Here is a 24,291-nt window from a genome sequence, read left to right as displayed (position 1 = left end):
GTCAGGCAGCCACCAGCCGGCCTTCTTCCAGGCGCAGCACCCGGTCCATCTGCTGGGCCAGTTGCAGGTCGTGGGTCACCACCAGGAAGGCGGTACGCAACGACCCGCTGAGTTCCAGCATCAGCTCCTGGATGCTCTGGGCGGTGTGCTTGTCGAGGTTGCCGGTGGGCTCGTCGAGCAGCACCAGCTCCGGCGTGTTGACCAGGGCGCGGGCGATGGCCACGCGCTGGCGCTCGCCACCGGACAGCTCCGCCGGCTTGTGCGACAGGCGATGGCCGAGGCCTACGCGCTCCAGCAGGGCCGTGGCGCGCTGGCGGGCCTCGGCGAGGGGCGTGCGGCCGATCAGCAGCGGCATGCAGACGTTCTCCAGGGCGGTGAACTCGGGCAGCAGGTGGTGGAACTGGTAGACGAAGCCCAGCGCGCGATTACGCAGCAGGCCACGGGCCTTCTCGTTGAGGGCGGACAGCTCCTCGCCCGCCAGCCAGACGCTGCCGGTGCTGGGGTGTCGAGCCCGCCGAGCATGTTCAGCAGGGTGCTCTTGCCCGAACCCGAGCTGCCGACGATGGCGATGCGCTCGCCCGGGTGCAACTCCAGCTCGACGCCGGACAGCACCTGTACCGATTGCGGGCCTTCCTCGTAGCTCTTGCCCAGGTTGCGGCAGCTCAGTACCGCGCGATCTTTCACGTCACTCATAACGAAGCGCCTCTGCGGGCTGGGTGCGCGCGGCACGCCAGGCCGGGTAAAGGGTGGCGAAGAAACTCAAAACCAGCGCGGCGCCGCAGACCAGCACCACGTCCTCCAGCATCAGCTGCGAGGGCAGGTAGTCGATGAAGTAGACGTCGGCGCTGAGGAACTTGTGGCCGAGCACGTCCTCCAGCCAGGAGATGGCGGCGCTGACATTGAGCGCGGCAAGGATGCCCAGCACGCAGCCGATGGCGGTGCCGACCACGCCTATCACCGTGCCCTGGACCATGAAGATGCCCATGATCTGCCCGGGCGTGGCGCCGAGGGTGCGCAGGATGGCGATGTCGCCCTTCTTGTCGGTGACCACCATGACCAGGGTGGAGATGATGTTGAACGCGGCGACGGCGACGATCAGCAGCAGCAGCAGGCCGATCATGGTCTTCTCCATGCGGATGGCCTGGTAGAGGTTGCCGTGGGTGCGGGTCCAGTCGCGGGCGTAGAAGTCCTCGCCCTTGAGCTGCCCGGCGATCTGCCAGGCCACTCGCGGCGCCTGGAACAGATCGTCGAGCTTCAGGCGCAGGCCCTGCACCTGGTCCGGCTTCCAGCGGTGCAGGCGCGCGGTGTCCTTGATGTTGGCCACGGCCAGGGCGCCGTCCAGCTCACCGGCGCCGACATGGAAGATGCCGACCACGGTGAAGCGCTTCATGCGCGGGAACACGCCGGCCGGGGTGACCGCCACCTCCGGCAGCACGAAGGTGACCTTGTCGCCGAGGCCGACGCCGAGCTTGGTAGCCGCCTTGTCGCCGATGACGATGCCGAACTCGCCGGCACGCAGCGAAGCCAGGTCGCCCTTCACGAAGAAGTCATCGATGATCGAGACCTGGCTTTCCAGCGCCGGGTCGATCGCATTGACCAGCACCTTCTGCACCTTGCCGTCGTTGGTCAGCAGGCCCTGCATCTGGGTGAAGGGCGCCACGGCGACGATGCCCGGGTGCGCGCGCACCTTGTCGGCCAGCGCCTGCCAGTCGTTGATCGGGGTGGCGGATTCGATGGTGGCGTGGGGCACCATGCCCAGCACGCGCTCGCGCATCTCGCGGTCGAAGCCGTTCATCACCGACAGCACGAGGATCATCACCAGCACGCCGAGGGCGAGGCCGATCATGGAAGTCAGGGAGATGAACGAGACGAAGTAACTGCGACGCTTGGCGCGCGTGTAACGGGCGCCGATGAACAGGGGCAGCGGTCTGAACATAGAAAAAAGGTTCGCTTGCGAAGAAAGGAACGTCCTTGTGGCGGGGCCCGGCGAGCAGCTTTACACTCAGACCACCCCTGCAGCCATGGGTTCGCCATGTCGACACAAGACGCAGATGACCGCCGCGAATACTACCGTATCGAAGATACGATCGCACTGGAATTTACCCCCCTGACCCACGCCCAGGCGCAGGCCAGCGAGGAGCTCCACGACCCGTCGCCGCTGTTCAATCTGCTCAGTGACCTGCACCTGATGGACTTCGAGTCGCAGCACCTGCTGCGGCACATTTCCGAGCGCGACCGGACCCTGGCCAACTACCTGAAGGTCATGAACAAGCGCATCGACCTGCTCGGCCAGGCCGTGGCCCAGAGCCTGATGCGCGACATCGGCCCGCCGCGCCGGGTGACGCTCTCCGAGGGCGGTGTCGGCTTCATCTGCCCGCAGCCCTTCGAGCTCGGCTGCCACCTGGCCATCAAGATGGTGCTGATGCCGCAGGCGCTCGGCCTGCTGCTGCGTGCGGTGGTGATCCACAGCCAGCCACGCGATGACGGCCAGTTCGAGATCGGCACCGAATTCGAAGCGCTGACTGACGCACAGCGCCAATTGCTCGCCCGACATATCCTGCAGAAGCAGGCCCAGGCTCGCCGCCAGGCCCGCGCTCGCCCGGTTCCGCCTCCAGGATGACCCCATGTCGCGCCTTCTGCTCCTGTTCTGCCTGTCCCTCCCCCTCCCGGCCCTGGCCGAAACCATCGAGATCCCTGTCGGCCAGCAAGGCGACAGCGGCCTTTCGCTGCCCGCGCGCGGCGAATCGCAGCGCGCCGTACTCGAGCGTTTCGGCCTGCCGGACGAGGAACATCCCGCCGTCGGCAAACCGCCGATCACGCGCTGGGACTACCGGGAGTTCTCCGTCTATTTCGAGAGCGGGCATGTCGTCGACAGCGTCCGCCACCACCAACCCCGACATCCCGAGGTTTCACAGTGACCCTGATCTACGGCCATCGCGGCGCCAAGGGCGAATGCCCGGAAAACACCCTGGCCAGCTTCCAGCAGTGCCTCTCCCACGGCGTGAAACGCTGCGAACTCGACCTGCACCTGTCCCGTGACGGCGAACTGATGGTGATCCACGACCCGACGCTCAAGCGCACCACCGGTCGCCGCGGCAAGGTGGTGGAACACGACGCCGATGAGCTGGTGACCTACGACGCCCGCCAGGGCGGCCCGGGCTGGGTGAAGCCCTGCCCCATCCCGCGCCTCGCCGAGCTGTTCGAACAGTGCGACTTCGATCATTGGCAGCTGGAAGTGAAGAGCGCCTCCCGCGTGCGCGCCGCGCGCACCGTGCTGGCCATCCGCGAGCTGGCCGATCGCCATGGGCTGCTGGACAAGGTCACCGTCACCTCCAGCTCCCGCGAGGTGCTGCGCGCGCTGAACCGCCTGACGCCCGACCTCGCCCGCGGCCTGGTAGCCGAGTACGCCTGGCTCGACCCGCTGAAGGTCGCCGCCAACCACGGCTGCAACCTGCTGGCGCTGAACTGGACCCTGTGCACCCCCGAGCGCCTGCAGAAGGCGCAGAAGCAGGGCCTGCACGTGTCGGTGTGGACGGTGAACGAGCCGGCCCTGATGCGTCGTCTCGCCGACTTCGGCGTGGACAGCATCATCACCGACTTCCCCGGCCTGGCGGTAAGCACGCTGGCGCGCTGAAGCGCTGCGGTCCCGGGCTGAAGCCCGGGCTACGCACGGCCTCTCTGCGCCACAGGTTGGCGCCGAGCGCAACGAGGCCCAACGGTGCGAGGTTCAGCATTGTTTCCTGACCAAGCGGTAGGCTGAAGCCCACCCTACGCCCATCCGAGCGTCACTCCCCCCCAGAACGAAAAAACCGGCCGCAAGGGCCGGTTTTTTCATGGGCGTCGCCTGATCAGAAGCTCTCCCGATTCGGCCAGCGCCAGGTGCGCGGTTCGCCGAGAGGGTCCTCCCCGGCCGGCTCAGGCGCCCGGCCGGTGCCGCTCAAAAAAGCCGGTTGAGGCCGTCGAACGCCGCCACCCGATAGGCTTCCGCCATGGTCGGGTAGTTGAAGGTGGTGTTGATGAAGTACTTGATGCTGTTGGCTTCGCCCTTCTGGTTCATGATCGCCTGGCCGATGTGGACGATCTCCGAGGCCTGGTAGCCGAAGCAGTGCACGCCGAGCACTTCCAGGGTCTCGCGATGGAAGAGGATCTTCAGCATGCCCACCGGTTCGTGGGAGATCTGCGCACGGGCCATGCCCTTGAAGAACGCCTTGCCCACTTCATAGGGGATCTTGGCCTGGGTCAGCTCGCGCTCGTTCTTGCCGATGGAGCTGATCTCCGGAATGGTGTAGATGCCGGTGGGCACGTCGTCGACGAAGCGCCAGCTGTCGTTCTCCACCGCGCTGCCGGCGGCCGAGCGGCCCTGGTCGGCGGCGGCGCTGGCCAGGCTCGGCCAGCCGATCACGTCACCCGCTGCGAAGATATTGCCCACTTCGGTGCGGTAGTACTGGTCCACGGCGATCTGGCCACGGCTGTTGACCTTGATGCCGATGTTCTCCAGCCCCAGGCGGTCGGTGTTGCCGGTACGGCCGTTGCACCACAGCAGGCAGTCGGCCTTGATCTTCTTGCCGGACTTCAGGTGCAGGATCACGCCGTTCTCCAGCCCCTCGATGCGCTCGTACTCCTCGTTGTGGCGGATGAGCACGTTGTTGTTGCGCAGGTGGTAGCTGAGGGCGTCGGAGATCTCGTCGTCGAGGAAGCTGAGCAGCTGGTCGCGGTTGTCGATCAGGTCCACCAGCACGCCCAGGCCGCTGAAGATGGAGGCGTACTCCGAGCCGATCACGCCGGCACCGTAGATGATGATGCGGCGCGGGGTGTGGGTGAGGCTGAGGATGGTGTCGCTGTCGTAGATGCGCGGGTGGTGGAAGTCCACGTCCGCTGGGCGGTAGGGACGCGAGCCGGTGGCGATGATGACCTGCTTGGCCACCAGCTTTTCCACCACGCCGCTGGCGCATACCACTTCGACGGTCTGCTCGTCGGAGAAGCTGGCGGTGCCGAAGAACACGTCGACGCGGTTACGGGCGTAGTAGCCGGTGCGCGAGGCGACCTGCTTGGAGATCACCCGCTCGGCACTCTTGAGCACGTCGGGGAAGGAGAACCAGCGCGGCTCGCCGATCTGGCGGAACAGCGGGTTGGTGTTGTACTGCATGATCTGCCGCACCGAGTGGCGCAGGGCCTTGGACGGGATGGTGCCCAGGTGGGTGCAGTTGCCGCCGACCAGCGGGCGGTTGTCGACCACCGCCACCTTGCGCCCGGCCTTGGCGGCGTTCATCGCCGCCCCTTCCCCCGCCGGGCCGGAACCCAGCACCACTACGTCGTAGTTGTAGACAGCCATGCTTACTCCTCATAACGGGCCGGAGGGCTCTCTGTGGCCTCCGGCAGGGCCGCGGAACGGGTCACCGCAGCGTTTCGAACTCGGCGCGCAGCTTAGTCACGCTGCATGGCGCTGCACATTAGCGCTTGGTCGCGTCGTAGGCGAGTTTTGCATCCACTACATCGCCGTCGCGATTGGCTTCCTCGCACTTTTCGCGATTGCCACCACAGATCGAGCATTCCTTCTCGATCCCCAGGTTGGCGATACCACCGCAGGAACCGGCGATGGGCTTGCGCCCCATGATCACGCCGATGGCCATGCCCAGCACCACCAGCAGCATGATCAGGAAGACCAGTAGCCAGGTCATGTTCAGTGCGCCTCCGTGGGGAACAGTTGCTCGAAGCGGCGACTGCCGCGGGTGGCGAAGCCCGTGCCTTCGCGGGTGACGAAGAACGCCGCGATGTCGTGGCGGTCGGCAAACGCCAGGCCGGCCTCGGGACCGAGCACCATCAACAGCGTAGACAGTCCATCGGCACGCAGCGCCGACGGGTCGATGACCGTGACCGCTGCCAGGTGATGGGTGATGGGTGCGCCGCTGGTGGGATCGAGGGTGTGAGAATACCGCTGTCCACCCCGTTCGAAGTAGTTGCGATAGTCGCCTGAGGTGGAAATGCCCATGTCCTGCAATGCAACAATCTTCTGCGCCACCTGGCGGTCGTCGCGCGGCGCTTCGATGGCCACGCGCCAGGGGCTGCCGTCGGGCTTGTGGCCGGTGGCTTTCATCTCCCCGGTGATGTCCACCAGCGAGCTGGTCACGCCCAGCTCGCCCAGCCGCGCGCTGACGCGATCCACGGCATAGCCGGCGGCGATGGCATTGAAGTCCAGTTGAACGGCGGCGTCCTTGCACAGTTGGTCGCCCTGGCGCTTGAGGTGCTGGTGGCCGACATCGGCCCGGGCCGCGGCGATGGCCTCGGCGCTGGGCACCTGGTCCCCGCGCGACTGCGGGCCGAAGCCCCAGAGGTTGAGCAGCGGCTCCAGGGTCATGTCGAAGGCGCCGTCGCTCTGTGCGGACAGGCTGTCGCCAAAGGCCACCAGCTCCAGCATGGGCGCCGGCAGGGCCATGCAGCTGCCTGCCGGCAGGGCGTTGAAACGCTCCACGTCGGAGTCGGCACGGTAGGTGGACATCTGCCGGTCGATCTCGGCGAGGATGCCCTCCACTTCACCCCGCGCCTGCTCCACGGAGGGCCCGGACGCGTTGCGCACGTACTTCACCGAGTAGCTGCTGCCCATGGTCGGGCCGCCGAACTGCTCCAGGGAATCGCCGCATCCGGCCAGCAGGAAGCTGGCCGAAAGCAGCAGGGCAACGGGTCTAACCACCGAAGTCGTCCAGCAGGATGTTCTCGCGCTCGACGCCCAGGTCCAGCAGCATCTTGATCACGGCCGCGTTCATCATCGGCGGGCCGCACATGTAGAACTCGCAGTCCTCGGGGGCCGGGTGGTCCTTGAGGTAGTTCTCGAACAGCACGTTGTGGATGAAGCCGGTGTAGCCGGTCCAGTTGTCCTCGGGCTGCGGGTCGGACAGCGCCAGGTGCCACTGGAAGTTGGGGGTCTCGGCGGCCAGCTGGTCGTACTCCTCGGTGTAGAAGGCTTCGCGCAGGGAGCGCGCGCCGTACCAGAAGCTGATCTTGCGCCGGGAGCCCAGGCGCTTGAGCTGGTCGAAGATGTGCGAGCGCATGGGCGCCATGCCCGCGCCACCACCGATGAAGACCATCTCGGCGTCGGTATCCTTGGCGAAGAACTCGCCGAAGGGGCCGTATACGGTGACCTTGTCGCCCGGCTTGAGGTTGAACACCCAGGAGGACATCTTGCCCGGCGGGATGTCGTCCTTGCCCGGCGGCGGCGAGGCCACGCGGATGTTGAACTTCACGATGCCCTTCTCGTCCGGGTAGTTGGCCATGGAGTAGGCGCGGATGACGGTCTCGTCGACCCTGGAGACGTACTTCCAGAAGTTGAACCTGTCCCAGTCGGCCCGGTATTCGGGCTGGATGTCGAAGTCCTTGTAGTGCACCTCGTGGGGCGGGCACTCCAGCTGGACGTAGCCGCCGGCGCGGAAGTCGACGCTCTCCCCTTCCGGCAGGCGCAGGGTCAGCTCCTTGATGAAGGTGGCGACGTTGGGGTTGGACTCCACCGTGCATTCCCACTTCTTCACCCCGAAGACCTCTTCGGGCACCTCGATGTGCATGTCCTGCTTCACCGGGGTCTGGCAGGACAGGCGCCAGCCTTCCTTCGCCTGGCGGCGGGTGAAGTGGGACTCCTCGGTGGGCAGCATCTCGCCGCCACCGCTCTCCACCACGCACTTGCACTGGGCGCAGGTACCACCGCCCCCGCAGGCCGAGGAGAGGAAGACGTTCTGCGCCGCCAGGGTCTGCAGCAGCTTGCCGCCGGCCGGGACGGTGATGGTGCGCTCGCGGTTGATCACGATGTTCACGTCGCCGCCGGACACCAGCTTGGCGCGGGCGGCGAGGATGATCACCACCAGCGCGAGGACGATGGCGGTGAACATGCCAATGGCGAGGAAGATTTCGAAACTCGGCATGTCGCCTCCTTACAGCTGGACGCCCGAGAAGGACATGAAGCCCAGCGACATCAGGCCGATGGTGATGAAGGTGATGCCCAGGCCCTGCAGGCCCTCGGGTACATCGCTGTACTTGAGCTTCTCGCGGATGCCGGCGAGCAACGCGATGGCCAGGGCCCAGGAGAAGCCGGAACCGACGCCGTAGACCACGCTCTCGCCCAGGTTGTAGTCGCGCTCCACCATGAACAGCGAGCCGGCCATGATGGCGCAGTTCACCGTGATCAGCGGCAGGAACACGCCGAGGGCGTTGTAGAGCGAGGGCACGTACTTGTCGAGCAGCATCTCGAGGATCTGCACGATGGCGGCGATCACCCCGATGTAGCTGAGCAGGCCGAGGAACGACAGGTCCACGTCCGGCAGGCCGGCCCAGGCCAGCGCACCGTCCTTGAGCAGGAGGGTGTAGAGCAGGTTGTTGGCCGGCACGGTGATGGCCTGCACCACGATCACGGCGATGCCGAGGCCGATGGCGGTTTCCACCTTCTTGGAAATGGCGATGAAGGTGCACATGCCGAGGAAGAAGGCCAGGGCCATGTTCTCGACGAACACCGCCTTCACGAACAGGCTGAGGTAGTGCTCCATCAGTAGGCCTCCTTGTTGGATACCTGGGGCGCGATCTTGAAGGCCGGGGCCTCTTTCTGCTCGGTCTTCCAGCTGCGCAGGGCCCAGATGATCAGGCCGATGAGGAAGAAGGCCGAGGGCGGCAGCAGTAACAGCCCGTTGGGCTGGTACCAGCCGCCGTCGTTGATCACCGGGAGGATCTCGTAGCCCAGCAGCTTGCCGGAGCCGAACAGCTCGCGGATCACGCCGAGGACGATGAGCATGGCGCTGTAGCCCAGGCCGTTGCCGATGCCGTCGAAGAACGACAGCACGGGCGGGTTGGCCATGGCGAAGGCTTCGGCGCGGCCCATCACGATGCAGTTGGTGATGATCAGGCCGACGAACACCGAGAGCTGCTTGGACAGGCTGAAGGCATAGGCCTTGAGCACCTGGTCCACCACTATCACCAGCGAGGCGATGATCACCATCTGCACGATCATGCGGATCGAGCTGGGGATCTGGCTGCGGATCATCGAGATGAACAGGTTGGAGAAGCCGGTCACCAGCGTCAGGGCGATGGACATCACCAGCGCGGTCTTCAGGTTGGAGGTGACCGCCAGGGCCGAGCAGATGCCGAGGATCTGCAGGCCGATGGGGTTGTTGTGCAGGATCGGGTCCAGCAGGACCGAGCGGATCGTGGGTTGCGCCATGTTCATGCCTCCCCGTTGTTCAGCTTGGCCAGGAAGGGGCCGAAGCCGTTCTTGCCGAGCCAGAAATGCAGCAGGTTGTTGACGCCCTTGCTGGTCAGCGTGGCGCCGGCCAGGCCGTCGACCTGGTGGCTGGCCTTGGGCGAGCCGGGCTCGACACTGCCCTTGATGATCTGGATGGCCAGTTGGCCCTGCTCATCGAACAGGCTCTTGCCGTTCCACAGCGCCTTCCATTTCGGGTTGTCCACCTCGCCGCCGAGGCCGGGCGTCTCGCCGTGCTGGTAGAAGCCCAGGCCGACCACGGTGTCGAGGTCGCCCTTGAGGGCGAGGAAGCCGTACAGGGTCGACCACAGGCCGTAGCCGCGCACCGGCAGGATCAGGGTGTCCAGTTGGCCGTCCTTCTCCACCAGGTAGACGGTGGTGAAGCGCTCGCGGCGCTTGATGGAGGCGATGTCCTGGTCACCCGGCAGGACGTCGGAGAGCTTCGGGTCCTTGGCGGCCTTCAGCGGGTCGAAGCCGGCGGCCTGGATGGCGTCGCTGTATTCGCCGCTGGTGAGGTCCACCACCTTGGCAGTGATGCGCTCGGCATAGAGCGCCTTCACTTCGCTGGCAGACATGCCCGGCCGGCCGAGGCCGGCGATGGAGAGGATGCTGCGCTGCTTGTCCAGCTCGCGGTTCTCCACCTGCACCGGCTTGAGGGCCACCGCCCCGCCGGCGACGAAGATGGAGCACACCAGGCAGACCACCAGGGCCACCAACAGGGTGCGGATCGTGGATTCCTTCTGGTTAGCCATGGCGTGCCAGCCTCCGCTTGATGTTGCCCTGGACGACGAAGTGGTCGATCAGCGGTGCACAGAGGTTGGCGAAGAGGATCGCCAGCATCATGCCTTCCGGGAAGGCGGGGTTGACCACGCGGATCAGCACCACCATCAGGCCGATCAGCGCGCCGAACAGCCATTTGCCGGTGTTGGTCATGGAGGCGGACACCGGGTCGGTGGCCATGAACATCATGCCGAAGGCGAAGCCGCCGAGGACCAGGTGCCAGTACCAGGGCATGGCGAACATCGGGTTGGTGTCGGAACCGATGGCGTTGAACAGCGTGCTGGTGGCGATCATGCCCAGCAGCACGCCGACGACGATGCGCCAGGCGGCGATGCGGGTCAGCAGCAGCACGCCGCCGCCGATGAAGATGGCCAGGGTGCTGGTCTCGCCGATGGAGCCGTGGATGGTGCCGAGGAAGGCGTCCATCCAGGTGATGCCGTGACCGATTATGTTCTCCACGCCACCGGCAGCGCCCAGGCTCAGGGAAGTGGCGCCGGCGAAGCCGTCCACCGCCGTCCACACGGCGTCACCGGAAATCTGCGCCGGGTAGGCGAAGAACAGGAAGGCACGGCCCACCAGGGCGGGGTTGAGGAAGTTCTTGCCGGTGCCGCCGAACACTTCCTTGCCCAGCACCACGCCGAAGCTGATGCCCAGGGCCACCTGCCACAGCGGGATGCTCGGCGGCAGGGTGAGGGCGAAGAGCACGGAGGTGACGAAGAAGCCTTCGTTCACTTCATGGCGGCGGATGGCGGCGAACAGCACTTCCCAGAAGCCGCCGACGATGAAGGTCACGGCGTAGATGGGCAGGAACCAGGCAGCGCCCTGGATGACGTTGTCCCACAGGCTGTTGGGGTCGAAGCCCGCCAGGCTGCCGATCAGCGCGAAGCGCCAGCCGTCCTGGGCGGCCAGCAGGTCCGGGCTCTGGGCGAACACCAGGTTGGCCTGGTAGCCGACGTTCCACATGCCGAAGAACATGGCCGGGAAGGTGCAGAGCCACACGGTGATCATCATGCGCTTGAGGTCGATGCCATCGCGCACGTGGGCCGTGGTCCGGGTGACGTCGGCCGGCCGGTAGAAGAAGGTGTCGATCGCTTCGTACAGGGCGTACCACTTCTCGAAGCGGCCCCCCTGTTCGAAGTTGTGCTCGATCCGGTCGAGGAACTTGCGCAGGCCCATGTCAGCCCTCCTTCTCGATGCGGTTGAGGTTGTCCCGCAGGATGGGGCCGTACTCGTACTTGCCGGCGCAGACGTAGCTGCACAGCGCCAGGTCTTCCTCGTCCAGCTCCAGGCAGCCCAGCTTCTGGGCCATCTCGGTGTCGCCGACGATGAGGTAGCGCAGCAACTGGGTGGGCAGGATGTCCAGCGGCATCACCGCCTCGTAGTTGCCCACCGGCACCATGGCGCGCGGGCTGCCGTTGGTGCTGGTGCTGAAGGCGAACCGGCGGGCCGTCATCAGCTTGGAGACGAAGATGTTCAGCACCGAGTGCTTGTTCACCCCGGCGCGCAGGTAGTGCAGCAGCTCGCGGTCGTTGCCTTCGGCGAGGCAGGACACCTGCAGGTGGTAGCGCCCCAGGTAGGCGCAGGCGCCACGGGAGGTGCGCCCGCCCAGCAGAGAGCCGGACACCACGCGGTTGACGCCGGGCTTGAGTTCGCCGGCGGTCAGCTCGTCGAGGCTCGCGCCCAGGCGGGTGGCCAGCAGACGCGGCTTCTCCACCACCGGGCCGGCCAGGGCCACGACGCGCTCGACCCACAGGCGGCCGGTGGCGAACAGCTTGCCGATGGCGATCACGTCCTGGTAGCCGATGTGCCAGACGCTCTTGGTGGCGCTCACCGGGTCGAGGAAGTGGATGTGGGTGCCCGGAAGACCCGCCGGATGCGGACCGGAGAAGGCCTCGGCGCGCACGCCGGTCAACTGCTCACCTGGCAGGCTGGCCCCGTCGGCCTTGCACAGGAACACCCGGCCCAGACGCGCCAGCACCTTGAGGCCGCGTTCAAAGTCGGCGGCGTGGGCAGCGATGATCGGCTGCGGGTCGGCGGCCAGCGGGTGGGTATCGAGGGCGGTCACGAAGATCGAACTGGGTACGGCATCGACCACCGGCACCCGGCTGAACGGGCGTGTGCGCAGTGCGGTCCAGAGGCCCGAGCGCTGCAGGTTGTCCCGCACGGCCTGGGGATCGAGGGCATCCATGGCGTTGTCCGGGCAGGTGTCGAAGACGACTTCGTCATCGCCGTCCACATCGATCACCACCGACTGCAGCACACGCTGCTCGCCGCGGTGGATGGCCGAGACCACGCCCGCCGCCGGGGCGGTGAAGAGCACGCCGGGGTTCTTCTTGTCGGCGAACAGGGCCTGGCCCAGCTTCACCCGGTCCCCGACCTGCACCTGCATGGTGGGCTTCATGCCGTGGTAGTCGAAGCCGATCACGGCCACGCTACGCACGGCTCGTGCAGCCTCGATGCGCTGCTCAGGCTGGCCTGCGATGGGCAGGTCCAACCCCCGTCTGATTCTTGTCATGTCTCTCGCCTGAACCTTGAGAAGGGTTTCGTCCCGGTGTCGAACAGTAGCCGCCAAACGCCAGGCAGGCACCGGCACATATGCCGGCACGCGGCAGAGCCTCGGGACGAAAACCGCGCATTATAAAGAGGCTCCCCTCGGTGCGACCACCGAAAATCCTTGGCTTTCCGTCGGTTAGGCCTGGAGCGGTGACGGGAGGTCAGATGGCGGACGCGGGGTCACGGATGCGAACGGCGGGGCGAGCAGGAAAGGAACGGGGGCCGCAGCCCCCGTTTCAGACATTACGAGCGAGGGCCCGCGGAACGCCGGATGGCGTAGCAGATGGCGATGAAGCCGAGCCAGAAGGGAATGGCGTACACCGACACGTTGATGCCGGGGATCAGCAGCATCACGCCGAGGATCAGCGCCACGAAGGCCAGGCACAGGTAGTTGCTGAAGGGGTACCAGAGCGACTTGAAGAAGGGCTCGATGCCCTGGCGCTGCAGCGACTTGCGGAACATCAGGTGCGACAGGCTGATCATCGCCCAGTTGATCACCAGCGCCGCCACCACCAGCGCCATCAGCAGTTCCAGCGCCTGCTTGGGCGCCAGGTAGTTCACCAGCACGCACAGCAGGGTCACCAGCGCGGAGACGCCGATGGCCAGCACCGGCACGCCACGACGGTTGACCTTGAGCAGCGCCTTGGGTGCATCGCCCTGCTCGGCCAGGCCGTAGAGCATGCGGCTGTTGCAGTACACGCCGCTGTTGTAGACCGACAGCGCGGCAGTCAGCACCACGAAGTTCAACAGATGGGCGGCGGTGTCGCTGCCGATCAGCGAGAAGATCTGCACGAAGGGGCTGCCGCTGTAGGGGTCGCCGGCGGCGTTCAGGGTTTCCAGCAGCTTGTCCCAGGGGTAGAGCATCAGCAGCACGGTGAGGGCGCCGATATAGAAGATCAGGATGCGCCAGATCACCTGGTTGATCGCCTTGGGGATCACCTTCTTCGGCTCGCTGGCCTCGGCGGCGGTGATACCCACCAGCTCCAGGCCACCGAAGGAGAACATGATGATCGCCAGGACCATCACCAGCCCCTCCAGGCCATTGGGGAAGAACCCGCCGTGGCTCCACAGGTTGCTCACGGCCGCCTGCTCGCCGCCGGTGCCGGAGACCAGCAGGTAGAGGCCGAGGATGATCATGCCGATGATCGCCACCACCTTGATCAGGGCGAACCAGAACTCGGTCTCGCCGAAGGCGCGGACGTTGGCCAGGTTGATCAGGTTGATCAGCACGAAGAAGGCCGCAGCCGTCGCCCAGGTGGGCACTTCCGGCCACCAGAACTGCACGTACTTGCCCACCGCGGTCAGCTCGGCCATGCCCACCAGCACATAGAGCACCCAGTAGTTCCAGCCGGAGAGGAAGCCCGCGTAGCCACCCCAGTACTTGTGGGCGAAGTGGCTGAAGGAGCCGGCCACGGGCTCCTCGACGATCATCTCGCCCAGCTGGCGCATGATCAGGAAGGCGATGAAGCCGGCGATGGCGTAGCCGAGGATCATCGAGGGGCCGGCGGATTTGAGTACCCCGGCCGAGCCGAGGAACAGACCGGTGCCGATGGCGCCGCCCAGGGCGATCAGCTGGATATGGCGATTTTCCAGGCCGCGCTTGAGCGAGCCGGCGTGCAGCTGTTGTCCGTCCATCAAGGGGTTTCCAAGCAGGAGGTGGGTATAGCGATTACAGACCTAAAAATGAAAAACGGGAGCCCGAAAGCTCCCGTTCTGTTCAACGCGGTATCAGCGCGGGAACGCAGGCGGGTTGACCCCGGCCATCTCTTCCATCACGCGGACCACCTGGCAGCTGTAGCCGAACTCGTTGTCGTACCACACGTAGAGCACGACACGGTTGTCGTTGCAGATGGTGGCTTCGGCATCGACCACACCGGCGTGGCGGGAGCCGACGAAGTCGGTGGAGACCACTTCCTGCGAGCTGACGAAGTCGATCTGCTTCTGCAGGTCCGAGTGCATGGCCATCTGGCGCAGGTACTCGTTGATCTCTTCGCGGGTGGTGGCCTTTTCCAGGTTCAGGTTGAGGATGGCCATCGACACGTTCGGCGTCGGCACGCGAATGGCGTTGCCGGTCAGCTTGCCCTTCAGCACCGGCAGGGCCTTGGCGGCAGCGGTGGCGGCGCCGGTCTCGGTGATCACCATGTTCAGCGGCGCGCTGCGGCCACGGCGATCGCCCTTGTGGAAGTTGTCGATCAGGTTCTGGTCGTTGGTGTACGAGTGAACGGTCTCGACGTGGCCGTTGACGATGCCGTACTGATCATTGACGGCCTTGAGCACCGGCACGATGGCGTTGGTGGTGCAGGAGGCGGCCGAGATGATCTTGTCTTCGGCGGTGATCTCGCTGTGGTTGATGCCGTGCACGATGTTCTTCAGCGCGCCCTTGCCAGGAGCGGTCAGGACGACGCGATCGACACCCGGGCAGCTCAGGTGCTGGCCCAGGCCCTCGGCATCGCGCCACACGCCGGTGTTGTCGACCAGCAGGGCATTCTTGATGCCGTACTGGGTGTAGTCGACTTCGGTCGGCGACTTGGCGTAGATCACCTGGATCAGGTTGCCGTTGGCGGTGAGGGTGTTGTTTTCCTCGTCGATGGTGATGGTGCCATCGAACTTGCCGTGCACGGAGTCGCGGCGCAGCAGGCTGGCGCGCTTGACCAGGTCGTTGCTGGCGCCCTTGCGCACGACGATGGCGCGCAGGCGCAGGCCGTCGCCGCCACCGGTCTTCTCGATCAGGATGCGCGCCAGCAGGCGGCCGATGCGGCCGAAGCCGTACAGGACGACGTCGGTGCCTTCGCGGGCAGCGCCGTTCTGCTTGCCGACCACGTCGGCCAGCTCGTCCTTGACGAACTGCTCGACGGCACGGCCGTTGCCTTCGGCCTTGAACTTGCTGGCCATCTTGCCCAGGTCCACGGAAGCCGCGCCCAGCTTCAGCTCGCTCATGGCCTTGAGGATCGGGAAGGTATCGTGGACCGACAGCTCGCTGTCGTCAGCCAGGCGGTGACGGGCGAAACGATGGGCCTTGAGAATGTCGATCACCGAACGGTTGATCAGACCACGGCCATAGATCGAGGTCACCACGCTGTTGTTGCGGTAGAGCTGGCCAATCAGCGGAATCATCGCTTCCGCGAGGGCTTCACGATCAATCCACTCACCGAGACACTGGTCGGGCTTCTGAGTCACGGGCAGTACCTTCCACATGTAGGGGCTGAAAAAAGGGGCTACATTATGACGGCGCGCGCAAGCGGCGGCAATCTGCAGCGGACGTAAGACTGACATCCGTCAGTCGGGATAGTTACAATCGCCCGGGTCCAATTTTCCGACCGGAGCCACCTTTGCCCGAGTCCGTCCTGCGTCTCCCGACCCTGCCCGCCGCCGCCGGCAAGCAGCAATGGGGCAACCTCCCCGGTGCCGCCCTCAGCCTGGCGATCGCCGAAGCCGCCAGCGCCGCCCGGCGCTTCACCCTGCTGCTGACCGCCGACAGCCAGAGCGCCGAACGCCTGGAGCAGGAACTGAGCTTCTTCGCCCCGGACCTGCCGGTGCTGCACTTCCCGGACTGGGAAACGCTGCCCTACGACCTGTTCTCGCCGCACCAGGACATCATCTCCCAGCGCATCGCCAGCCTCTACCGACTGCCGGAGCTGACCCACGGCGTGCTGGTGGTGCCCATCACCACAGCCCTGCACCGCCTGGCGCCGACGCGCTTCCTGCTGGGCTCCAGCCTGGTGCTGGACGTCGGCCAGAAGCTCGACGTCGAGCAGATGCGCAGCCGCCTGGAGGCGGCCGGCTATCGCTGCGTGGACACCGTCTACGAACACGGCGAGTTCGCCGTGCGCGGCGCGCTGATCGACCTGTTCCCGATGGGCAGCGACGTGCCCTTCCGCATCGACCTGTTCGATGACGAGATCGAGACCCTGCGCACCTTCGACCCCGAGACCCAGCGCTCGGTGGACAAGGTGGAATCGATCCGCCTGCTGCCGGCCCGCGAGTTCCCGCTGGACAAGAAGGCCGTGACCGACTTCCGCGGCCGCTTCCGCGAGCGCTTCGACGTGGATTTCCGCCGCTGCCCGATCTACCAGGACCTGGCCAGCGGCATCACCCCGGCCGGCATCGAGTACTACCTGCCGCTGTTCTTCGAGGGCAGCGCCACCCTCTTCGACTACCTGCCCCAGGACACACAGGTGTTCTCCCTGCCCGGCATCGAGCAGGCCGCCGAGCAGTTCTGGAACGACGTGCGCAACCGCTATGAAGAGCGCCGCGTCGACCCCGAGCGCCCGCTGGTGCCGCCCGCCGAGCTGTTCCTGCCGGTGGAGGACTGCTTCGCCCGGCTCAAGGGCTCGCCACGGGTCGTGGTCAGCCAGGAGGACCTGTCCACCGGCGTCGGTCGCGAGCGCTTCCCGGCGCGCCCGTTGCCGGACCTGGCGATCCAGGCCAAGGCCAGCGAACCCCTGGCCGCCCTGCGCCGCTTCCTGGAAGAGTTCCCCGGCCGCGTGCTGTTCAGCGCCGAATCGGCCGGCCGCCGCGAAGTGCTGCTGGAGTTGCTCGCCCGCCTCAAGCTGCGCCCGCAGGAAGTCAGCGGCTGGACGGAGTTCGTCGCCGGCAAGGAGCGCCTGGCCATCACCATCGCGCCCCTGGACGAAGGCCTGCTGCTGGATGACCCGGGCCTGGCGCTGGTCGCCGAGAGCCCGCTGTTCGGCCAGCGCGTGATGCAGCGCCGCCGCCGCGACCGCCGGGGCGACGGTGGCGACAACGTCATCAAGAACCTCGCCGAGCTGCGCGAAGGCGCGCCGGTGGTGCACATCGACCACGGCGTCGGCCGCTACCTGGGCCTGATCACCCTGGAGATCGAGGGCCAGTCCGCCGAGTTCCTCGCCCTGCAATACGCCGAGGAAGCCAAGCTCTATGTACCCGTGGCCAGCCTGCACCTGATCGCCCGCTACACCGGCAGCGACGACGCCCTCGCGCCGCTGCACCGCCTGGGCTCGGAGGCCTGGCAGAAGGCCAAGCGCAAGGCCGCCGAACAGGTGCGTGACGTCGCCGCCGAACTGCTGGACATCTATGCCCGTCGCGCCGCCCGCGAAGGCTATGCCTTCAAGGACCCGATGGCCGACTACGTCACCTTCTCCGCCGGCTTCCCCTTCGAGGAGACCCCGGACCAGCAGACCGCCATCGACGCCGTACTGGCCGACATGCTGGCGCCCAAGCCGATGGACCGCCTGGTCTGCGGCGACGTGGGTTTCGGCAAGACCGAGGTGGCCATGCGCGCCGCCTTCGTCGCCGTGCACAGCGGCAAGCAGGTGGCGGTGCTGGTGCCCACCACCCTGCTCGCCCAGCAGCACTACAACAGCTTCCGCGACCGCTTCGCCGACTGGCCGGTGAAGGTCGAGGTGATGAGCCGCTTCAAGACCGCCAAGGAAGTGGAAGGCGCCGCGCAACAACTGGCCGACGGCAAGGTGGACATCGTCATCGGCACCCACAAGCTGCTGCAGGACGACATCACCTTCAAGAACCTGGGCCTGGTGATCATCGACGAGGAACACCGCTTCGGCGTGCGCCAGAAGGAGCAGCTCAAGGCCCTGCGCAGCGAGGTGGACATCCTCACCCTCACCGCCACGCCGATCCCGCGCACCCTGAACATGGCCGTCGCCGGCATGCGCGACCTGTCGATCATCGCCACCCCACCCGCGCGCCGCCTGTCGGTGCGTACCTTCGTCATGGAACAGCAGAACACCGTGATCAAGGAGGCGCTGCTGCGCGAGCTGCTGCGCGGCGGCCAGGTGTACTACCTGCACAACGAAGTGAAGAGCATCGAGAAGTGCGCCGCCGACCTGGCGGAGCTGGTGCCCGAGGCGCGCATCGGCATCGGCCACGGGCAGATGCACGAGCGCGAACTCGAGCAGGTGATGAGCGACTTCTACCACAAGCGCTTCAACGTGCTGATCGCCTCGACCATCATCGAGACCGGCATCGACGTCCCCAGCGCCAACACCATCATCATCGAACGCGCCGACAAGTTCGGCCTGGCCCAGCTGCACCAGCTGCGCGGCCGCGTCGGGCGCAGCCACCACCAAGCCTACGCCTACCTGCTCACCCCGCCACGCAAGCAGATGACCGAGGACGCCCAGAAGCGCCTGGAAGCCATCGCCAACGCCCAGGACCTGGGGGCCGGCTTCGTCCTGGCCACCCATGACCTGGAGATACGGGGCGCCGGCGAGCTGCTCGGCGACGGGCAGAGCGGGCAGATCCAGGCGGTGGGCTTCACCCTCTACATGGAAATGCTCGAACGCGCGGTCAAGGCCATCCAGAAGGGCGAACAGCCCAACCTGGAGCAACCGCTGGGGGGCGGGCCGGAAATCAACCTGCGCCTGCCGGCGCTGATTCCCGAGGACTACCTGCCCGACGTGCACGCGCGCCTGATCCTCTACAAGCGCATCGCCTCGGCCGCCGACGAGGACGGCCTGAAGGAGCTGCAGGTGGAGATGATCGACCGCTTCGGCCTGCTGCCGGAACCGACCAAGAACCTGGTACGCCTGACCCTGCTAAAACTGCAGGCGGAGAAGCTCGGCATCAAGAAAGTCGACGCCGGCCCGCAGGGCGGTCGGATAGAATTCGCCGCCGACACCTGCGTCGACCCGCTGGTGCTGATCAAGCTGATCCAGGGCCAGCCCAAGCGCTACAAGTTCGAAGGCGCCACGCTGTTCCGCTTCCAGGTGCCGATGGAGCGCCCGGAAGAACGCTTCAACACACTCGAGGCGCTGTTCGAGCGCCTGACTCCGCAATCCGCTTAAAGGACCGATCCATGCGTGCGCTCCGTTACCTCGCCCTGATGCTTGCCCTGCTGGCCCCCAGCGCTTTCGCCGATGGGCTCTACCAGGTCGAGCTGATTCTCTTCCGCCAGTCGGGCGACGCCACGCCCGCCAGCCAGCCGGCACCGGACGATTGGGCCAACGGCGCGCAGAGCCTGGTCAGCGTCGGTGAACGCGCCACCGCGCTGAACGGCGAGGCCGCCAAGCTCAACCCCGGCAATGGCTACCAGGTGCTGCTGCACAAGGCCTGGACGCAGAGCGTCGGCGCCAACCCCAGCCGCGTGGCCGTCAGCGCCGGTGACCAGCAGCTTGGCCACTTCCCGGTGGAAGGCACCGTGACCCTGTCCCAGGTGCGCTACACCGATGTCGCCGTCGACTTCTGGGTCAACCAGTTCGACGGCAGCGGCCTGCTCAGCGGCAGCGAGCGCATCAAGCAGGGCACCCGCCTGAAGACCGGCGAGCTGACCTACCTCGATCACTCCAGCCTCGGCGTCCTGATCCGCGTCAGCCCGCTCTGACCGACGTGCTCACCCTGCTCGAACACCTGCGCCAGCACGACTGGCGGCAGGACTTCGACAGCGGCGCGCTGCAGCGCGGCACGGGCTATGCCCGCCAGCGCCTGGCGCGCCTGCGGGCCATGGACGAGACCCTGCTGCAGTCCAGCTGCGCCGGTTCGGGTGACAACTTCTACCATCAGAACATCCGCCTGGCGCCCCACGGCCTCGGCATCATCGGCCGCTGCAGCTGCCCGGTGGGCATCAACTGCAAGCACTGCGTGGCAGCCATCCTGCAAGTGCTGGAGGAAGGCGCCCCCAGCCAGCGTCCGGAACGGCCGCTGTCGGCTGCAGAGACGCCCACGGCCAGGCGCGTGCTCAAGGACATCCAGCCACGCCCGCTGCTGGCCCTCGGCAGCCTGGCGCAGAGCCTCTACGACCTGCGCAGCGGACGCATGGTCGGCAGCCAGCAACACCGTGCCGGCCTGGCATTCGACTACGCCGGCATCAGCGCCCACGGCAAGAATGCCCGCCACAACGCGGTGAGCAAGCGCCAGGGCGAATTGCTGGAAGTCCAGCGCCAGCCCGCCACCGAGGAGGCCCTGCGTGAGCGCCTGCGCCAGCTCGGTTTCAAGGAATCGCTGCGCCAGAGCCTGGCCCTGCCCAGTGACCTCTATGAACTCTTCGAGCTGCCCGGTGACAGCGCCTGGCAGCGCTTCATGAACAAGGGCCTGCCGGAGCTACGCGCCGAGGGCTGGGAGGTGGACATCCGCCCCGGCTTCCACTTCGACCTGTCCAGCGTCGAGCGCTGGTACGCCGAGGTCGACGAAGTCCCGGGCCAGCATTGGTTCGACCTGGAACTGGGCATCGTGGTCGAAGGCCAGCGCATCAGCCTGCTGCCCGTCCTCCTGCGTCTGATCCAGCAGAACCCCAAGCTGCTCAGCCCGAAGAACCTGGAGAAGCGGCGCGACGACGAGCAATTGCGCCTGCAACTGGACACCCTGGGCGCCGACACCGGCCGCCCCCTGCAGGTCGCCCTGCCCTTCGGTCGCCTGAAACCCTTGCTGGCCACCCTGGGCGAGCTTTACCTGCGAGATCGCCCGGAAGGCCGCAGCCTGCGCCTCGCCCTGCCCGATGCCGCACGCCTGGGACAACTGGACGAACTGCAACTGGAGTGGCAGGGCGGCGAACGCCTGCGCAGCTTCGCCGAGCGCCTGCGTGACAGCCGCCAGACCCGCCACGAGGCCCCTGCCGGCCTGCAGGCGGACCTGCGCACCTATCAGCTACAAGGCCTCGCCTGGCTGCAGAGCCTGCGCGAATTGGGCGCGGGCGGCGTGCTGGGTGACGACATGGGCCTGGGCAAGACCCTGCAGACCCTGGCCCACCTGCTCACCGAAAAGAACGCCGGCCGTCTCGACCGTCCGGCGCTGGTGGTGATGCCCACCAGCCTGATCCCCAACTGGCAGGACGAGGCCGCGCGCTTCGCTCCCGACCTGCGGGTGCTGGCGCTGCATGGCCCGAACCGCAAGAAGGACTTCGCACGCCTGGGCGAGTTCGACCTGCTGCTCACCACCTACGCCCTGCTGCCACGCGACCTCGCGACCTGGAAGGCGCAGCCCCTGCACCTGCTGGTGCTGGACGAGGCGCAGAACATCAAGACGCCCACCAGCAAGGCCGCCCAGGCCGTGCGCCAGCTGGAGGCGCGGCAGCGCCTGTGCCTGTCCGGCACGCCGCTGGAGAATCACCTGGGCGAGCTCTGGTCGCTGTTCCATTTCCTCATGCCCGGCTGGCTGGGTGACGCCAAGCAGTTCGCCCGCGACTACCGCACCCCGATCGAGAAGCGCGGCGACAACGAGCGCCTGGCCCATCTCAACGGTCGCATCCGTCCCTTCCTGCTGCGCCGGACCAAGGAATCGGTGGCCACCGAGCTGCCAGCCAAGACCGAGATCGTCCAGCGCGTGGAGCTCAGCGAGGGGCAGCGTGATCTCTACGAGACGGTGCGCCTGGCGATGGACCGCAAGGTCCGCGCGGAGATCCAGGACAAGGGCATGGCGCGCAGCCAGATGGTGATCCTCGAGGCGCTGCTGAAGCTGCGCCAGACCTGCTGCGACCTGCGCCTGGTGGAACACGAGCGCAACCGGCCGCTGCGCGGCAGCACCTCGGGCAAGCTGGACAGCCTGATGGAGATGCTGGTGGAGCTGTTCGCCGAGGGGCGCAAGGTGCTGCTCTTCTCGCAGTTCACCAGCATGCTGGAGCTGATCGAGGCCGAACTGCAGCAGCGCGGCATCGAGTACCTGATCCTCACGGGCGACACCCGCGATCGACGCACCCCCGTGAAGCGCTTCCAGGCCGGAGAAGTGCCGCTGTTCCTGATCAGCCTGAAGGCGGGTGGCACGGGCCTGAATCTCACCGCCGCCGACACGGTGATCCACTATGACCCCTGGTGGAACCCGGCCGCCGAGCGCCAGGCAACGGACCGTGCCTACCGCATCGGCCAGGACAAGCCGGTGTTCGTCTACAAGCTGATCGCCCGGGGCACAGTGGAAGAGAAGATCCAGCAACTGCAACAGCGCAAGGCGCTGCTCGCCGAGGGCATTCTCGGGCAGAGCGAGGGGGCGGACTGGCAATTGCGCGAAGAGGACCTCGACGCTCTCTTCGCGCCCCTGCCGACGGCCTGAAGGCCGGTCAGGCCTTGAACAGGCGGACGAGGACTTCGCGCACCTTGCCGATGCCGTCGGCCAGGGCGGCCTCGATCTCGGCCATGGTGATGATGCCGCTGGACTTGCCGGCAGCGGGATTGACCACCAGCGAGATGCAGGCGTAGGGAAGGTCCAGCTCACGGGCGAGCACGGCCTCTGGCATGCCGGTCATCCCCACCAGATCACAGCCATCGCGCTCCATGCGGGCGATCTCGGCGACCGTCTCCAGGCGCGGGCCCTGGGTGCAGCCATACACGCCGTGGTCGCTGTGCGCGTGCCCGGTGGCGGCGAGTGCGGTGAGCAGCTTCTGCCGCAGCGCCTCGTCGTAGGGATGACTGAAATCGATGTGGGTCACATGGTCCAGCTCGCCTTCGAAGAAGGTGTCGGTACGCCCGTGGGTGTAGTCGATCAGCTGGTGCGGCACAACGAGGTGCCCGGTGCCCATGGCGGCGTTGATACCGCCCACCGCATTGACCGCGACCACCGCCTGGGCGCCAGCCTGCTTGAGCGCCCAGAGATTGGCACGGTAGTTGACCTGGTGCGGAGGAATGCGGTGCGGGTGGCCATGGCGGGCGAGGAACAGCAGGTCGCGCCCGGCGTAATCGCCCTGGACGATGCCCGCCGAGGGCGCGCCGTAGGGCGTCTCGGGGTTGAGCAGCGCCTTCATGGTCAGGCCTTCGAGCTGGGTGAGGCCGGTGCCACCGATAATCGCGTAAACGGTCATTTCGCTTCCTTCAGTCGATCAGCTGGGCTTCGCGCAGGGCGGCGATCGCCGTTTGCCAACGCGGGTCTTGACGGTATTCGGTGCCCGGGAAAGCGCGGCGGCGCATGCGCGCGAGCTGCGCAGGCGGCGTCACCCCGAGACGTTGCAGGCGCGACAGGGCCAGCTCGGCGGCAGCACGGTCGTTGCACACCAGGCCCATGTCGCAGCCTGCGCTCAGCGCGGCCTCGATGCGCTCGGCGGCGTCACCCACCACGTGGGCGCCGGCCATGGACAGGTCGTCGCTGAAGATCACCCCGGTGTACTTCAGCTCGCCACGCAGGATGTCCTGCAGCCAACGGCGCGAGAAACCGGCGGGCTGCGAGTCGACCTTGGGATAGATGACGTGGGCCGGCATCATGCCGTCCAGCTCGGGCGCCAGGCGGGTGAAGGGCACCAGGTCCGCGGCGCGGATCTGCTCCAGGCTGCGCTCATCCGTGGGAATGGCGACGTGGGAGTCGGCTTCCGCCCAGCCGTGGCCGGGGAAGTGCTTGCCGGTGGCCGCCATGCCGGCGGCACGCAGGCCCTCGATGAAGGCACCGGCCAGGTCGGTGGCGCGCTGCGGATCGCCCTCGAAGGCACGGCTGCCGACCACGGCGCTGCGCTGGTGATCAAGGTCGAGCACCGGGGCGAAGCTGATGTCCAGCCCGACGGCCAGGACTTCGGTCGCCATGAGCCAGCCGCACTGCCGGGCCAGCGCCTCGGCATTGATGTTGTCGGCCAGCGCGCGCATGGCCGGCAGGCGCACGAACCCCTGGCGCAGACGCTGCACGCGCCCGCCTTCCTGGTCGACGGCGAGAATGAGGTCCGGGCGCAGGGCGCGGATGGAGGCGCAGAGTTCGCGCACCTGGCGCGGGTCCTCGATATTGCGCGCGAAGATGATCAGGCCGGCCACTTCCGGTTGCCGCAGGATCTGGCGATCCTCAGCGGTCAGCCAGGTGCCGCCGATGTCCAGCATCAGAGAGCCTTGCAT

The 24,291-nt window shown here is 66.8% G+C and carries 20 protein-coding genes and 1 pseudogene; 6 read left to right on the top strand and 15 right to left on the bottom strand.

From position 1 onward, the window contains the following. Position 1 precedes the first annotated feature (1 nt). Positions 2-684, bottom strand: a pseudogene (gene lolD / locus PHLH3_RS08810) (lipoprotein-releasing ABC transporter ATP-binding protein LolD). A 1-nt stretch (position 685) separates the two neighbouring features. Continuing rightward, a complete protein-coding gene (locus tag PHLH3_RS08805) occupies positions 686-1,936 on the bottom strand; it encodes a lipoprotein-releasing ABC transporter permease subunit (protein ID WP_213628932.1) in 1,251 nt (416 codons plus the stop codon). A 96-nt stretch (positions 1,937-2,032) separates the two neighbouring features. Here PHLH3_RS08805 and PHLH3_RS08800 point away from each other — a divergent pair, with 96 nt between their 5' ends. Genes PHLH3_RS08800 through PHLH3_RS08790 form a run of 3 tightly spaced genes read left to right on the top strand, consistent with a single transcriptional unit; the run spans position 2,033 to position 3,634 of the window. Continuing rightward, positions 2,033-2,620: a PilZ domain-containing protein gene (locus tag PHLH3_RS08800; protein WP_213628931.1), complete on the top strand. Its 588-nt coding sequence runs from the start codon at positions 2,033-2,035 to the stop codon at positions 2,618-2,620. A 4-nt stretch (positions 2,621-2,624) separates the two neighbouring features. After that, positions 2,625-2,918, top strand: coding sequence for a phosphodiesterase (locus tag PHLH3_RS08795; RefSeq protein WP_213628930.1), 294 nt, complete (start codon positions 2,625-2,627; stop codon positions 2,916-2,918). Next, positions 2,915-3,634: a glycerophosphodiester phosphodiesterase gene (locus PHLH3_RS08790; RefSeq protein ID WP_173173787.1), complete on the top strand. Its 720-nt coding sequence runs from the start codon at positions 2,915-2,917 to the stop codon at positions 3,632-3,634. Before PHLH3_RS08795 ends, PHLH3_RS08790 begins: the two co-directional genes overlap by 4 nt. A gap of 303 nt (positions 3,635-3,937) precedes the next feature. On the opposite strand, the gene sthA is transcribed toward PHLH3_RS08790, so the two are convergent. From sthA to PHLH3_RS08735, 11 genes are all read right to left on the bottom strand, one after another. Then, on the bottom strand, positions 3,938-5,332 hold the full coding sequence (sthA, locus tag PHLH3_RS08785; RefSeq protein WP_111262762.1) for a Si-specific NAD(P)(+) transhydrogenase: 1,395 nt from the start codon (positions 5,330-5,332) through the stop codon (positions 3,938-3,940). A gap of 118 nt (positions 5,333-5,450) precedes the next feature. Continuing rightward, a complete protein-coding gene (gene nqrM / locus PHLH3_RS08780; RefSeq protein WP_021219519.1) occupies positions 5,451-5,678 on the bottom strand; it encodes a (Na+)-NQR maturation NqrM in 228 nt (75 codons plus the stop codon). Between the two features lie 2 nt (positions 5,679-5,680). Beyond that, positions 5,681-6,688 (bottom strand): FAD:protein FMN transferase, encoded by a 1,008-nt coding sequence (locus tag PHLH3_RS08775; protein WP_213628929.1) that lies wholly within the window; start codon positions 6,686-6,688, stop codon positions 5,681-5,683. Further along, positions 6,681-7,907: an NADH:ubiquinone reductase (Na(+)-transporting) subunit F gene (gene nqrF / locus PHLH3_RS08770; RefSeq protein WP_213628928.1), complete on the bottom strand. Its 1,227-nt coding sequence runs from the start codon at positions 7,905-7,907 to the stop codon at positions 6,681-6,683. The genes PHLH3_RS08775 and nqrF overlap by 8 nt, the downstream gene beginning before the upstream one ends. A 9-nt stretch (positions 7,908-7,916) precedes the next feature. Then, complete coding sequence (nqrE, locus tag PHLH3_RS08765; RefSeq protein ID WP_213628927.1) at positions 7,917-8,525, bottom strand: NADH:ubiquinone reductase (Na(+)-transporting) subunit E; 609 nt, start codon at positions 8,523-8,525, stop codon at positions 7,917-7,919. Next, positions 8,525-9,199 carry an NADH:ubiquinone reductase (Na(+)-transporting) subunit D gene (locus PHLH3_RS08760; RefSeq protein ID WP_213628926.1) on the bottom strand — a complete coding sequence of 225 codons (675 nt, stop codon included), beginning with the start codon at positions 9,197-9,199 and terminating at the stop codon, positions 8,525-8,527. Before PHLH3_RS08760 ends, nqrE begins: the two co-directional genes overlap by 1 nt. Continuing rightward, the gene (locus PHLH3_RS08755) at positions 9,196-9,984 is read right to left on the bottom strand and encodes a Na(+)-translocating NADH-quinone reductase subunit C (RefSeq protein ID WP_213628925.1); all 789 of its coding nucleotides are present in this window, start codon (positions 9,982-9,984) and stop codon (positions 9,196-9,198) included. The genes PHLH3_RS08760 and PHLH3_RS08755 overlap by 4 nt, the downstream gene beginning before the upstream one ends. Continuing rightward, on the bottom strand, positions 9,977-11,188 hold the full coding sequence (locus tag PHLH3_RS08750) for an NADH:ubiquinone reductase (Na(+)-transporting) subunit B (protein WP_213628924.1): 1,212 nt from the start codon (positions 11,186-11,188) through the stop codon (positions 9,977-9,979). The genes PHLH3_RS08755 and PHLH3_RS08750 overlap by 8 nt, the downstream gene beginning before the upstream one ends. A gap of 1 nt (position 11,189) precedes the next feature. Next, entirely contained in the window at positions 11,190-12,527 is a 1,338-nt protein-coding gene (locus tag PHLH3_RS08745) for a Na(+)-translocating NADH-quinone reductase subunit A (protein WP_213628923.1), read from the bottom strand. Positions 12,528-12,808: 281 nt separating this feature from the next. Further along, positions 12,809-14,200 (bottom strand): amino acid permease, encoded by a 1,392-nt coding sequence (locus PHLH3_RS08740; RefSeq protein ID WP_213628922.1) that lies wholly within the window; start codon positions 14,198-14,200, stop codon positions 12,809-12,811. A gap of 93 nt (positions 14,201-14,293) precedes the next feature. Beyond that, positions 14,294-15,760 (bottom strand): glyceraldehyde-3-phosphate dehydrogenase, encoded by a 1,467-nt coding sequence (locus PHLH3_RS08735; protein WP_173173773.1) that lies wholly within the window; start codon positions 15,758-15,760, stop codon positions 14,294-14,296. Between the two features lie 134 nt (positions 15,761-15,894). Between PHLH3_RS08735 and mfd the strand changes: the two genes are divergently transcribed. The 3 genes from mfd (at position 15,895) to PHLH3_RS08720 (ending at position 22,537) form a co-directional block, all read left to right on the top strand. Beyond that, the gene (gene mfd, locus PHLH3_RS08730; protein WP_213628921.1) at positions 15,895-19,347 is read left to right on the top strand and encodes a transcription-repair coupling factor; all 3,453 of its coding nucleotides are present in this window, start codon (positions 15,895-15,897) and stop codon (positions 19,345-19,347) included. 11 nt (positions 19,348-19,358) lie between these two features. Next, the gene (locus tag PHLH3_RS08725) at positions 19,359-19,883 is read left to right on the top strand and encodes a CsiV family protein (protein ID WP_213628920.1); all 525 of its coding nucleotides are present in this window, start codon (positions 19,359-19,361) and stop codon (positions 19,881-19,883) included. Positions 19,884-20,002: 119 nt separating this feature from the next. Then, complete coding sequence (locus PHLH3_RS08720; RefSeq protein WP_213630468.1) at positions 20,003-22,537, top strand: DEAD/DEAH box helicase; 2,535 nt, start codon at positions 20,003-20,005, stop codon at positions 22,535-22,537. A 7-nt stretch (positions 22,538-22,544) separates the two neighbouring features. On the opposite strand, the gene PHLH3_RS08715 is transcribed toward PHLH3_RS08720, so the two are convergent. Next, positions 22,545-23,282, bottom strand: coding sequence for an S-methyl-5'-thioinosine phosphorylase (locus PHLH3_RS08715; RefSeq protein WP_111262752.1), 738 nt, complete (start codon positions 23,280-23,282; stop codon positions 22,545-22,547). Between the two features lie 10 nt (positions 23,283-23,292). Next, complete coding sequence (gene nagZ / locus PHLH3_RS08710; RefSeq protein ID WP_213628919.1) at positions 23,293-24,291, bottom strand: beta-N-acetylhexosaminidase; 999 nt, start codon at positions 24,289-24,291, stop codon at positions 23,293-23,295.

Source organism: Pseudomonas sp. Pc102, from assembly GCF_018408275.1.
In the GTDB taxonomy this organism is placed as follows: domain Bacteria; phylum Pseudomonadota; class Gammaproteobacteria; order Pseudomonadales; family Pseudomonadaceae; genus Metapseudomonas; species Metapseudomonas tohonis.
The sequence above is the reverse complement of the archived record's forward strand: the minus strand, read 5'-3'. Positions and strand labels throughout refer to the sequence as shown.